This window comes from Halogeometricum sp. CBA1124 (genome assembly GCF_009741955.1).
GTDB lineage: Archaea > Halobacteriota > Halobacteria > Halobacteriales > Haloferacaceae > Halogeometricum > Halogeometricum rufum.
The window spans coordinates 1-12,239 of record NZ_WPCD01000024.1 but is presented as its reverse complement, the minus strand read 5'-3'; the positions used below and the strand labels follow the sequence as shown (position 1 = coordinate 12,239).

Below are 12,239 nucleotides of genomic sequence, written 5' to 3'. Positions count from 1 at the left end.
GTGGTAATGGTATCGAGGTTTGATCACGCATGGTGACACAGCAAGACGTTCTCACGGAATACGACGTACAGGAGCTCAGCGATTCGGACAACGTTGAGCTCACGGACGACCAACTCGACAGCGGCTCCAAAGGTCAGCTCATCAAACTCGCGGGACAGCTCCGCGACCGACGAAACGACCTGAACCAGATGGCCTCCGAGCGCGCTTCCAAGCGCGACGACCTGAACGCGAAGACTCGCGAGAAGGTCGACGAGGCCCAGGAGCACCGCGAGAAGCGCGACGAGCTGAACGAGCAGGTCCAAGAGCACAAGAACAAGCGAAACGAGCTGAACGCCGAGGCCAACGAGCTGTTCGACAAGGTCGAACAGATGAAGGAGGACCTCGAGCTCGACGACGGCAAGGACATCGAGGAGCTCAAAGAGGAGATCGAGCAGCTCGAATTCCGCCAGCAGACCGAAGTCCTCTCGACGGAGGACGAGCGCGAACTCATCGAGAAGATCGAGAACAAGCGCGAGGAGCTCCGTCAGAAGAAGGACAAAGTCGAAGACAGCGGCGAGCTCGAGGAACTCATCGAGGAGGCCGAGGAGGTCCGCTCGGAGGCGTCCCAGCACCACCAGAAGGTGACGGAACTCGCCGACAAGGCGCAGGAACACCACAACCAGATGATCGAGGCCTACCGTGAGGCCGACGACATCCGCGACAAGGCCGACGCGATGCACGAACTGTTCGTGGAAGCGCAGGAGGCTGCCGACCGCCACCACGAGGACTTCGTCCGCGTCCAGAAGCGGCTCCGCGAACTCGACAAGCAGGAGGAAGAGGAGCGCGACGCCGAACGCGCCGAGAAGCGCGAGGCCGCCAAGGAAGAGGCCGAAGAGATCTACCAGAAGTTCAAGGAAGGCGAGACCCTCGACACCGAGGACCTGATGAAGCTCCAGAAGACGGGGCTTCTCTAAGCGCCGGAGCGCGTATCTTCTACGTTTTCTCACGACCCCGAGCGGCCGCCACGCCGGCGGGCGCGACGCGACTATCTTTTATCACTACGGAGTCCCACCGACAGGCATGACAGTCGTTGGTGAGACGGCGTGACCGACCGAGAGCGGAGCCTCGAACGCGGCGTCCTCGTGGTCGCCGTCGCCGCCGTCGCCGGACTGGCGGGGTGGCTCCTGTTCTACGTCGTCCCGTACGACCTGGCGAGTCTGCTCGGCGTCCTTCTGGTCGTCGCGACGGTGTTCCTCGCGTCCGACTCGGGAGTCGCATCGCGTCCGCCCGATTCCCCGACTACGACGTGGCCGAAGTCGGCGTCGAGGGTCCCATCACCCGCGACGGCGGGCCGACCGGCTTCCCGAGTCGACCGGGCGGCGCGTCGAGCGACGACGTGGTCGAACAGATACGCGCGGCCGACGACGACGACGCCGTGTCGGCGCTGCTCGTCCGTCTGAACACGCCGGGCGGCGCGGTCCTCCCGAGCGACGATATCCGCCGGGCGGCGGCGGCGTTCGACGGGCCGACCGTCGCCTACGCGACCGATACCTGCGCCAGCGGCGGCTACTGGATCGCCAGCGGGTGCGACGAGATATGGGCGCACGACGTGAGCATCGTCGGGAGCATCGGCGTCATCGGGTCGTCGGTGAACGTCCACGAACTCGCCGAGCGACTCGGCGTCTCGTACGAGCGGTTCGCCGCCGGGAAGTACAAGGACGCGGGCACCGCGCTGAAGGAACCCTCGGAGGAGGAACGCGCCTACCTGCAGGGCATCGTCGACGACTACTACGACGACTTCGTCGAACGGGTGGCCGAGGGGCGCGATATGGACCCCGAGACGGTTCGCGACACCGAAGCCCGCGTCTACCTCGGGTCCGACGCGCACGAACTCGGTCTCGTGGACGAACTCGGCACCCGCGAGGACGTCGAGGACCGACTCGCGGAACTGCTCGGCACGGAGGCGGTGTCCGTCCGGGAGTTCTCGTCGGGCGAGAGCCTCGTCTCGCGCCTCCGCGGCGGCACCGAACGGGTCGCCTTCGCCCTCGGTGCGGGCGTCGCCTCGGCGTTCGACGACGAGGCGTCGGAGTTCCGGTTCCGCCTCTGAGCGCCGGCGACCGGGGCGGTCCGCTCCGGGGTGCTCGGGGGGCGACGGGCCACCACGCGTTTACCTCGGGCGTCCCTCAGCGGCGTACGGCGGCGCGCGTCCCCGCGCCCGTTCCCTTCGTCTGTCGCCATAAACTCCGTCACGTCACTCGTTCCGATGGTCATCGTCGATGAGTTGAACGACCTCCGAGACAGTCCGACCCGATGGGTGTTCCTCGTCGGCAGTCGCCCCATCCTCGGTATCTGCCTGTTCGTCGGCTTCCTGTTCGTCTTCTACGGGCTCTGGGCGGCCGGACTGGTCCGGTTCACCAACCAGACGGCCATCCTCTACATCCTGAGCAGTCTCGTCGGCGGCAACCTCACGCTCGTCACCCTCGTCATCTCCATCAATCAGGTCATCATCTCCCGGCAGTTGGGTTCCCCCGGCGAACTCCGCGAGGACATCGAGAAGGTCAACGAGTACCGCCGGCAGGCCATCGATCCCGACCGAACGGAGGTGGTCCCGGTCACGCCGTCGGACTTCCTGAAACTCCTCCTCGAGAGCATCCGACGCGACCTGCAGCGACTCGGCGGGCTGACCGCGTCGGCGGGCGACGAGCAACTGCGGGCCGACACCGACGACATCGTCACCAACCTCACCGAACACGTCGACCGGGTGGACCGCCTCATCGAGGGGAACGGGGCGGGGACGTTCGACACCCTCTCGGCGCTGTTGACGACGAACTACGCGGACCGAATCTACCAGATACGCCGGCTCCGGTCCAGACACCGGGAGGCGCTCTCGGAGTCGGCCACGGACCTCACCGACGACATCGTCTCGAAACTGCAGGAGATAGACGTCGCGCGGCAGTACTTCAAGACGCTGTACATCCAGACGGAACTCGCCTACATCTCCCGCGTCCTCCTGTACGCCGGCGTCATCGCCGAGGTGGTGCTCATCTCGTCGCTCCTGGTGCTGAGTTCGGCCGGCGAGACGGCCGCCGTCAGAGCGCTCCCGTCCGCCAGCGTCCCGGCGATAGCGGCCGTCGGACTGCTTCCGCTCGCCGTGCTGTTCTCGTACGCGCTCCGACTGGCCGTCGTCACGCAGCGAACCATCGCCATCACGCCGTTCACGACGCCCGAACAGGAGGACGAACTCCACCTGTGACGGCCGTCGGGTCCCGCCGACGGTTCGGCCGACCGGAACCGAAACGCCGACGTTCCACCCCGCTACCGAGAATACTTTAACCCGGAGAGACGTTCGCACGGGTGTGACCACGCTCGTCCTCTGTGTGGACCGTTCGAACGACATCGGACGGAAGGCGGGTGTCCCGACGCCCGTCGTCGGGTGGGAGGCGGTCCGGTCGCTCGTCACCGACGTGGGACTGGCCGACCCGGAGGACTCCAACGTGAACTGCCTGCTCGAAGCGCTCCGCGTCGCTCGCGACTTGCGCGACGAACACGAAGACTCCGTCGTCGCCGTCGTCTCCGGGGCGTCGGAGACGCTCGTCGGCGCGGACCGCTCGCTGGCCGCACAGGTGGACGAACTCGTCGCCGAGTACGAGCCCGACTCGGCCATCGTCGTCGTGGACAGCGCGGGCGACGAACGCGTCGTCCCCGTCATCGAGAGTCGGCTCCGCGTCGACTCCGTCGACCGGGTGGTCGTCCGGCAGGCGCACGACATCGAATCGACGTACTACCTGCTCAAGCAGTTCCTCGCCGACGAGGAACTCCGCTCGACGGTGCTCGTCCCCCTCGGCGCGACGCTGCTCCTGATGCCGCTGCTGTTGACGCGCTTCTCGCCGGAGATCGCGCTGGCCGGACTCGGCTCCGTCCTCGGAGCGGTGTTGCTCTACAAGGGGTTGGCCATCGACCAACTGCTGGCCGAGTCGCCCGACAGAGTCCGGGACGCGCTCTACTCCGGGCAGGTATCCATCGTCACCTACGTCGTCGCCGCGGGCCTCACGCTCGTCGGCGCGTTCCTCGGCGCCCTCTCGGTGACCCCGCAGGCGAACGCCGGCACGGGCGCGACGCTCATCTCGACGATGCAGTTCGTCTACCACGCCGTCCCGTGGCTGGCGCTGGCCGCGTTGACGGCCAGCGCCGGACGCCTCCTCGACGAACTCATCGGCGCCGACGGCGTGAGTCGGCAGTACATGAATCTCCCGTTCGGCGTCGTCGCCCTCGGACTCGTCGTCCGCGGCTTCGCCGGCTGGTTCCTCCAGCGAGAGGGGATTCTCGCGGACGCCGTCCTGTTCGGCTGGACCGTCTCGGCCCAGCAGCGACTCGCGCTGTTCATCGTCGGCGGTATCTTCGTCAGCGCCATCGGCGTCCGCGTCGCGGCCACGATGAGCGAGAACGAGACGCTCGAGGACGCCGTCGAACAGTAGAACGAACCGTCGACAGAAGGGCAGTTACCGCGCGCCGCGAGCGCGGTACTCGCCGTGTTTGACTCCCAGTGCGAGGCAGATAGCGCCGAAGACGAGCATCGCCGGCGTCACCATCATCAGCACCGTGCTCGTCGCCATGAATCCCATACCGACGAGCGCAACGGTTCCGAGGACGACGAGTCCTACGAGCGCTCCCACCGTCACCGTCAGGTCGAACTCCATACGCCGTCGTTAGGACGCCGTCGCCTAATCGGTTTCTCAATCGGACGCCGAAAGAGGGCGTGACGGGAGCCGAGAGTGGTTCGATGCCCGAAACGGGTGCGGTCGCGGTGCCGGTTACCAGGGAGCGAAGTCGGGGTCGACCTGCCGGTCGGTGCGGTCGATGGCGTCGATGCGCTCGACGTCCTCCGGTTCGAGTTCGAGGCGGAGCGAGTCCCAGTTGTCGTCGATGTGGTCCTCGCTCGTCGCCTTCGGGATGGCCGTGACGCCCTTCTCGCGGAGCCACGCCAGCGACACCTGCGCGGCGCTCACGCCGTGTTCGTCGGCTATCTCCTCGAGTTCGGGCACGTCGAACACCTCGCCGCGCGCCAGCGGCGAGTAGGCGACGACTTCGACGTCGTGTTCCGCGCACGCCTCGCGAAGTTCCTCCTGCGGGAGCAGGGGGTGCAGTTCGACCTGATTGGCGAAGACGGGCGCCTCGGTGTACTCGACGGCCGTCTCGACGTGTTCGGGCTGGAAGTTGCTGACGCCGATGCGGTCGATGCGGCCCTCGTCGTACAGTTCGTCGAACGCGCGGAGCGTCTCCTCGGGGCTGTACTCGCCGGACGGCCAGTGGACGTACAGCAGGTCCACGGACTCGACGCCGAGTTTCTCCAGACTCTCCTCGGTCGATTCGATGACGTCGTCGTACGCGAGGTTGTCCGTCCACACTTTCGTCGCGAGGAAGACGTCCTCGCGGTCGACGTCGGCGTTCGCGATGCCCTCGCCGACCGCCTCCTCGTTACCGTATATCTGGGCGGTGTCGATGTGCCGGTAGCCCATGTTCAGCGCCGTCTCGACGGACCGCGCGCAGTCCGTCGGGTCGTCGTTCTGCCACGTGCCGAGACCGAGCATCGGCATACCGTTCGCTCGCGGCACGTCTTCGGGGGCGAGAGACTGCTGTTCAGACATAGTCAGACGAGAAAAGGGTCGTCGCGCCAAAAGACGTTGCGGCAGGGTGGTTCGTATGCCGGAAAGCGTGCGAACGTGTCGCGTCCGCGGAGCGGTTCGGACACCGCCGCGAACGAGGTCCGCGAACCGGACGGGACGGGGGAGACGGAGGAGGCGGAACGGGGTCGTCGCCGGGACGACGGAAGGGGGTGACGTCAGTACTTGGGGTCGGTGCCGACGAGTTCGTACAGGTCGTCCATCACGGCGTCGCGGGAGCGCTGCCAGCCCTCGAACCCGCGCGGCGAGGAGGGGTAGGCGTTGTAGAGCCGCGTTATCTCCTGCGCCCGCTTTCGGACGCGGTACAGTTCGTACAGGGCGTCCCAGTGACCGAACGTCTTCACCAGCGTCTGCAGTTGGAGCCCGAAGCTCATCTTCGAGGAGCCCTTACTGAGCGAGTCGAGGAGTTGCTGTCCCGGGAGCGAGGAGACGATTTCGACGAGTTCGTCCATCTCGTGAGCCATCCCCCAGATGTTGTAGAGGTCCACGGCGGCGAATCGCTTCCCGAAGTCCGTCATCACGTCGCGGTTGTACTCCCAGAGGTTCGCCTCGCTCACGTCGCCGTCGGAGATGGCGTTCACGGCGTGCTTAGCCGCCCAGTGAGCGGACTGGGCGGCACCGGGGATACCGCCGCCGGTGGTGGGGTTGACGTGGCCAGCGGAGTCGCCCGCGGCGATGAACCCCGGGGCGACGGCGGAGTCGTAGGGGCGGCGCGTCGGCAGGGCCGCGCCGAGTTTGTTCTTCACCGTCCCGCCCTGGAACTCGGGTCGGTTGCGGAGGTCGCGCTTGAGTTCGTCGACGAGTTTCATCGGGTCCTCGGTCATCTGGAAGCCGAGACCGACGTTTATCTCCGTGGCGGTGCGCGGGAAGTACCAGAGATAGCCCAGTTCCGCGGCCGGTTTGAACACGATGGCGTCCTCGTACTCGACCGGTTCGGGCACGTCGATGACCTCGCGGTACGCCGAGCAGAACTGGCTGTAGGAGACGTTCGTGTCGAACGTCGTCCCCGAGAAGTCCGTCTTGTCCTGCAGAATAGAGAGCGCGCCGGCGCCGTCGATGGTCACCTCGGCCTCGTACTCGACGACGCTGCCGTTCCGCTTGGCGCGGCGCCGGTGACGCGGCCGTCGTCGTCCTGCGTCACGTCCTGCACGACGGTCTCGAAGTGCATCTCCGTGCCCAGGCGCTCGGCCTCTTCGAGGATTATCTCGCCGTAGCGCTTCCGGTCGACGACCGCACCGGCGCCGCGAAACGGGACGTCCAGGTCCTCGCCGCGGGGGTTCTCGAACACCGCGCGCGTGATGTTCTGGTTGGTGAACGACTCGTCTTTTAGATAGTCGAGGTCGATGACGTCGGGGAAGGTGCTCGTGCCCTTGATGGCGTCGCCGCAGGCGATGTGGCCTGCTTCCTCCTCGGACTTCCGTTCGAGGAGGACGACGTCGAGACCCTCGGACGCCGCGGTGGCCGCGGCGAAGGCTCCCGCCGTGCCCCCGCCGACGACGACCATGTCGTAGGCTTCCGCTGGCATGTTACCTCACGTTGTCCGTGCCGTCATAAAAATAAACCGTATCACCCCGCTGAACCGCATATTCTGCCTCTCTCGAAGGGACGAGAAACGGTCCCTTAGCTTTACTACGTCACGTGTTGACGTATTCATGAGGTGGCAAATAATGTCGCAACTCACTACGGAGAACACCAACGCGTTCGCGCACCGAATCGCGGGCGATTCGCTCGTCTACGACTGCCCGGAGTGCGAGTTCGGCGAGGTGTTGGTCACGGAACTCATCGAGTCCGAGGACGCGCGCTGTCTCGACTGTGACGCTCGGTACCGTCTGTACGCCGAACGCGTCGAGGACTGACTCGTCGGACCCGCTTCAGCCGACCCCCTCCCCCCGACGTTCTCCCGTCTCGCCGCGCTCTCGACGCCTCGCGTCCGCCCTCCCGGCAGACCGGGTGACAGCAACGGTCATGCTCTCGACAGTCGTATCGGAGTCATGTTCCGCCGGTCGGTACCGCTGTGCTGTGTCGTCGTCCTCGTCGCGCTCTCGGGGTGTCTCGGAACGCTAGTCGACGCGGACGCCGGCGCGACGACGATTCCGACGGCGGCGTCCGAACGCGAGGGCTACGTCGCGGGCAACGAGACGAGAGTCCCGTTCCGGATTCCCGTCGCGTCGGCGGCGTCGGCGGGGAGGTGACCGTCACGGGGCACCTCGCGGGCCACTCTCGCACCGTCGCGGCCGACCGGACGGCCGCGCTCCTCCTCGTCACGACGCCGGACGTCCGCGTCGCCGGCGCGTCGGTCAACCCGCTTCGCGGCGCGACGGACCCGAACGCCGTCCGGGCGGGACTCGCACTCGCGGGTCGGGCCCGCACGCTGGGCGGCGTCGAGAACGTGACCGACCTCCGCGAACAGTCCGTCCGGAACGTGACGTTCCTCGGGACGACGGCGCCGCTGACGACGTACGCCGGCGTCGTCGAGACGGACGCGGGGCGCGCGGACGTTCGGGTACACGTCGCCTCGGTCGAACACGAGGGCGACGTGGTCGTCGCCGTCTCGGTCCATCCGGCCACGATGGACGAACGCGACGCCGTGAGTCGGATGCTCGCCGCCGCGGAGTACCGCACGGTGTGACCGAGTGACGGCCGGACGCGGACGGGGACGAGGGAGGCTCTGTGGCGGACCGTGGTCGGGGGACCCCTCGCGGCTAGCCGGTCGCGTCGGCGAGGACGCCGGAGACGAGGCGGACGAACCCGACGCCGGGTCCGGCGTCGCGACACCAGACGGCGGACTCCCGACCGTCCCAACGCCGCCGTTCTCCCGGGCGGAGACGACCATCGCCACCTCGTCGTCGAGACGGAGGGCGCGGGCGACGTACTCGCGGTCACCGCCGTCGCCGTCCGGTCGCAACGGCCGAACCGACCGCTGCGGCGTCAGGACGGCCACGCCGTCGCCGAGTTCGGCCATCGCGTCCCGTCCGGCCACCTCGCTGACCGGCGAGGTGTTGTCGTCGCCCTCCTCACAGGTGGTATTTGTATCGGCAGCGCGTGCGACTAACCGTGACATCCCCTCCTCTGGAACGAGACGCTGTTCTGTCCCTCCTGGGTAACCGCGTTCGACGCGCAGTCGTGGACGCCGGCCGGACGCTCGACGCGCCCGTTCCGTTGCCACGGGTCGCAGACGCGGTGGCGGCATCGCTCTTCGCGCAGTCCGAGACGACCACCGCCGAGACGGCGATGGTGACGAGCAGGCTCGAACTGCAACTCCACCACCGGCACCTCCCGAAACTGGACGCCGCGGGCGTCCTCACCTACCGGACAGACGACAACGTGCTCGCCGAACTGGACGACGACGCGCTCTCGCAACTGGCCACCGCGTCCGACGCGCTCACCGGCAGTCGCGGCGACACGCTCCTGGCCGAGTGACCGGCGTTCGACGCCGCCGTCGGTCGGCGCGGAGACGAAAGAAGAATCGGGTCGGGACGGTACCGCGCCCCCGGTCCCGCCTCAGTAGAACTCGCGGACGAGGTCCATCGCGCCCTCGGGCGCGCCCTCGTCTACCTCGGACATGTTCTCGGTCACGCCGTGTTTCTCGCCGTAGGAGACCGAAGACTCGTCCTGCCAGACGACGCCCTGGAACTCCTTGTCGGCGTCGAGGATGGCGTCCTTGGCGGCGTCGTAGTCGGTCGGGTCGTGGCCCTCCTCGGCGAGGTCGACGAGCGAGTCGCGGAAGTAGTCGTACGTGTCCACGTCGTTGAACGTGACGCACGGGCTGAACACGTTGACGAAGCCGAAGCCGTCGTGTTCGATGGCCTTCTCGACGATTTCGGCGTGTCGCTGCGCGTCCGTCGAGAACGACTGAGCGATGAACGTCGCGCCCGAAGCGAGCGCCAGCGCCATCGGGTTGACGGGGGGTTGCTGCGGGCCCTCGGGCGTCGTGGACGTCTCGAAGTCCTCGCGCGAGGTGGGCGACGCCTGTCCCTTCGTCAGGCCGTAGATGCGGTTGTCCATCACGACGTACGTCATGTCGACGTTCCGTCGGACGGCGTGGATGAAGTGGCCGGACCCGATGGAGTAGCCGTCGCCGTCGCCGCCCGCGACCATCACTTCGAGGTCGGGGTTGGCGAGTTTCACGCCGGCGCCGACGGGGAGCGCTCGCCCGTGGACGCCGTGCAGGGCGTACGAGTGCATGTACGTCCCGATTTTACCGGAACAGCCGATACCGGCGACGACGAACGTGTTGTCGGGGTCGTTCCCCGTGTTCGCGAGGGCTTTCATCATCCCGTTCATCGTGCCGAAGTCCCCACAGCCGGGGCACCACGTCGGTTGCTTGTCGGACTTGAAGTCCGTGAATCGGATTTCGGAGCTCATTGCTTAGGCCTCCAGCGTCTCTTTGATGTCCGCCGCGAGTTCGTCCGCTTTGAACCGGACACCGTTGTACTTGTTCACCCGCTTGACGCGTGTAAGTGTGTCGTGCTCGATGACGTCGGCGAACTGCCCCGTGGCGTTACACTCGACGACGACGACGTCCTCGGCGTCCTCGAACTCGTCGGTCAGGTCGTAGCGCGGGAACATGTAGGGAATCGAGAGGAAGCGCACGTCGACGCCCTCGTCTTCGAGCATGTCGATGGCCTCGACCATCGCGCCCTCGTTCGACCCCCACGAGACGACGAGGTTGTCGGAGTCGGGGTTCCCGAACTCGCGGGGACTCCAGTCCTCTTCGGCCTTCGCCGTCTCGACCTTTCGGTTGCGTTTGTCCACCTGTTCGATGCGCATGTCCGTGTCCTCGGTCCGGCGGCCGAGTTCGTCGTGTTCGAGACCGGTGGACATGTGTGCGCCCTCGGCCGTGCCGGGGAACGCGCGGGGGGAGACGCCGTCGTCGGTGACGGCGTGGGGCTGGAACTGCCCCTTCTCGTTCTGCCACTCGGAGATGGTGTCGTCGTCGACGACCTTGCCGCGGTCGATTTCGACCTCGTCCATGTCGAACGTCTCCGGCGAGAACGTCTGCTCCGTGACCGCCAGCGAGAGGTCCGCCGTCAGATAGACCGGCGTCTGGTACTTCTCGGCGAGGTTGAACGCCTCGACGGTCTTCCAGAAGCACTCCGAGATGGTCGTCGGCGCGAGGACGAAGCGCGGCACCTCGCCGTGGCCGCCGTAGAGGAGCATGTTCAGGTCGCCCTGCTCCTGTTTCGTCGGCATCCCCGTCGAGGGACCCGAACGCATCACGTCGCAGATGACGAGGGGCGTCTCGCTCGTGGCGACCAGCCCGAACGTCTCGGTCATCAGGTCGATACCGGGGCCGGAGGTGGCGGTCATCGACCGAGCGCCGGCGCGGGCGGCGCCCAGCGCCATGTTGATGGCCGACAGTTCGTCTTCCGCCTGGACGACGTGGCCGCCGAAGTTCTCGATGCGGCCCGTCAGGTACTCCATCACGTCCGTCGCGGGCGTGATGGGGTAGCCGGCGTAGAACTTACAGCCGGCGGCGATGGCGCCCATCCCGATGGCCTCGTCGCCGTTCAGGAGGACGTAGTCCTCGTCGGTCGTCTCGAGGTCGTAGTCGAAGTCGTGGTCGTACTCGTCGTCGACGTAGTTCTGGCCCTTCCGGGCGGCCTCCTTGTTGTTGTCGACGAGTTGCTGACCTTTCGACCCGAAGCGCTTCTCCAGTGCGCTGTCGAGGTTCTCGATGGGGAAGTCGGCGACTTCGCACGCCGCACCGAGTGCGACGACGTTGCGCATGATTGCCCCACCGGCTTCCTCGGCGAGTCGCTTGAGGGGAACGTCCAGCCCGATCATCCCCTCGGGTATCTCGACGTTCTCCATCGTGGTCCGCTCACCGTCGTAGATGATGACGGAACCCTCGTGGAGTTCGTCGAGGTTCTCCTCGATAGTTCGGGGAGTCAGTGCGATGAGCACGTCGAGTCGGTCCACGACGCTCTGCACCGGGTCCACCGCTGTCCGGACCTTGTACGCCGTGTACCCACCGCGGATACGCGACGCGAAGTCCTTCGAGGTGAAGACGTGTCGTCCAGCCCGAGAGAGTGCCTGGGCGAAGATCTTCCCCGTCGAATCGATGCCATCGCCGGCTTCCCCGCCGATGGCCCAGTTGAAGTCCGCAGGCATGTGGTTGGGGGGTACCCGTGGCCCGATGAAAAGCCTTCTGAAAGGCATTGAAAACGATGAACGACTCTATCCGAGAAAATGCCGCCGTTCACCCGTCGTCCGGGCATTTCTCGACTCGGCAACGCCGCGTCTCGGTACGTCAGTCGCAAATAATGTCGGGTTCGTCAATCGAACCAGCGTGGGTGATGACACCCCCCGCGTCGCCGCGATGACAAGACCCTTCGGCGGCCCTCCCGAACCGGCGTCCATGGATGCGACAGTCGCGGTCGCCGCGGTCCGAGAGGTCGGGCCGGGAACGGTCGCCATCGAGTTCGAGACGCCCGACGGCTTCGAGGCGGAACCCGGCCAGTTCGTGAAGCTCTCCGGGACCGTCGGCGGCGAGGAGTACAGCCGGTTCTACACGCTCTCCTCGCCGGGAGTCGAGGAGACGTTCGAGGTCACCGTCGGCGTCGACCCCGAGGAGGC

Annotated in this window: 11 protein-coding genes and 3 pseudogenes; 9 read left to right on the top strand and 5 right to left on the bottom strand. The window is 66.7% G+C overall.

What is annotated here, in order from left to right:
- The first annotated feature begins 29 nt into the window (after positions 1–29).
- The 4 genes and pseudogenes from GJ632_RS05475 to GJ632_RS05460 all read left to right on the top strand — a co-directional run bounded on the left by GJ632_RS05475 (position 30) and on the right by GJ632_RS05460 (position 4,454).
- Positions 30–953: a coiled-coil protein gene (locus tag GJ632_RS05475; RefSeq protein WP_089805391.1), complete on the top strand. Its 924-nt coding sequence runs from the start codon at positions 30–32 to the stop codon at positions 951–953.
- A gap of 129 nt (positions 954–1,082) precedes the next feature.
- Positions 1,083–2,086 (top strand): annotated as a pseudogene (gene sppA, locus GJ632_RS05470) (signal peptide peptidase SppA).
- A 156-nt stretch (positions 2,087–2,242) separates the two neighbouring features.
- Positions 2,243–3,232: a hypothetical protein gene (locus GJ632_RS05465; protein WP_191452339.1), complete on the top strand. Its 990-nt coding sequence runs from the start codon at positions 2,243–2,245 to the stop codon at positions 3,230–3,232.
- Positions 3,233–3,335: 103 nt separating this feature from the next.
- The gene (locus GJ632_RS05460; protein WP_343161041.1) at positions 3,336–4,454 is read left to right on the top strand and encodes a DUF373 family protein; all 1,119 of its coding nucleotides are present in this window, start codon (positions 3,336–3,338) and stop codon (positions 4,452–4,454) included.
- 24 nt (positions 4,455–4,478) lie between these two features.
- On the opposite strand, the gene GJ632_RS05455 is transcribed toward GJ632_RS05460, so the two are convergent.
- From GJ632_RS05455 to GJ632_RS05445, 3 genes and pseudogenes are all read right to left on the bottom strand, one after another.
- Positions 4,479–4,676, bottom strand: coding sequence for a hypothetical protein (locus tag GJ632_RS05455; protein ID WP_089805399.1), 198 nt, complete (start codon positions 4,674–4,676; stop codon positions 4,479–4,481).
- Positions 4,677–4,790: 114 nt separating this feature from the next.
- The gene (locus GJ632_RS05450; RefSeq protein WP_191452338.1) at positions 4,791–5,624 is read right to left on the bottom strand and encodes an aldo/keto reductase; all 834 of its coding nucleotides are present in this window, start codon (positions 5,622–5,624) and stop codon (positions 4,791–4,793) included.
- Between the two features lie 194 nt (positions 5,625–5,818).
- A pseudogene (locus GJ632_RS05445) lies at positions 5,819–7,185 on the bottom strand (geranylgeranyl reductase family protein).
- 142 nt (positions 7,186–7,327) lie between these two features.
- Between GJ632_RS05445 and GJ632_RS05440 the strand changes: the two are divergent.
- The 4 genes from GJ632_RS05440 to GJ632_RS05425 all read left to right on the top strand — a co-directional run bounded on the left by GJ632_RS05440 (position 7,328) and on the right by GJ632_RS05425 (position 9,080).
- Positions 7,328–7,516, top strand: coding sequence for a hypothetical protein (locus GJ632_RS05440; RefSeq protein ID WP_089805405.1), 189 nt, complete (start codon positions 7,328–7,330; stop codon positions 7,514–7,516).
- Positions 7,517–7,651: 135 nt separating this feature from the next.
- The gene (locus GJ632_RS25780) at positions 7,652–7,852 is read left to right on the top strand and encodes a hypothetical protein (RefSeq protein WP_191452337.1); all 201 of its coding nucleotides are present in this window, start codon (positions 7,652–7,654) and stop codon (positions 7,850–7,852) included.
- A complete protein-coding gene (locus GJ632_RS05430; protein ID WP_191452336.1) occupies positions 7,849–8,289 on the top strand; it encodes a DUF6517 family protein in 441 nt (146 codons plus the stop codon). Before GJ632_RS25780 ends, GJ632_RS05430 begins: the two co-directional genes overlap by 4 nt.
- A 494-nt stretch (positions 8,290–8,783) precedes the next feature.
- Positions 8,784–9,080, top strand: coding sequence for a hypothetical protein (locus tag GJ632_RS05425; protein ID WP_191452335.1), 297 nt, complete (start codon positions 8,784–8,786; stop codon positions 9,078–9,080).
- A gap of 81 nt (positions 9,081–9,161) precedes the next feature.
- Here the strand turns inward: GJ632_RS05425 and GJ632_RS05420 are convergent, their stop codons facing one another.
- Complete coding sequence (locus GJ632_RS05420; RefSeq protein WP_089805413.1) at positions 9,162–10,025, bottom strand: 2-oxoacid:ferredoxin oxidoreductase subunit beta; 864 nt, start codon at positions 10,023–10,025, stop codon at positions 9,162–9,164.
- Between the two features lie 3 nt (positions 10,026–10,028).
- On the bottom strand, positions 10,029–11,774 hold the full coding sequence (locus GJ632_RS05415) for a 2-oxoacid:acceptor oxidoreductase subunit alpha (RefSeq protein WP_089805415.1): 1,746 nt from the start codon (positions 11,772–11,774) through the stop codon (positions 10,029–10,031).
- 25 nt (positions 11,775–11,799) lie between these two features.
- On the opposite strand from GJ632_RS05415, the pseudogene GJ632_RS23115 reads away from it, so the two are divergent.
- A pseudogene (locus GJ632_RS23115) lies at positions 11,800–12,239 on the top strand (hypothetical protein); the annotation flags it as partial.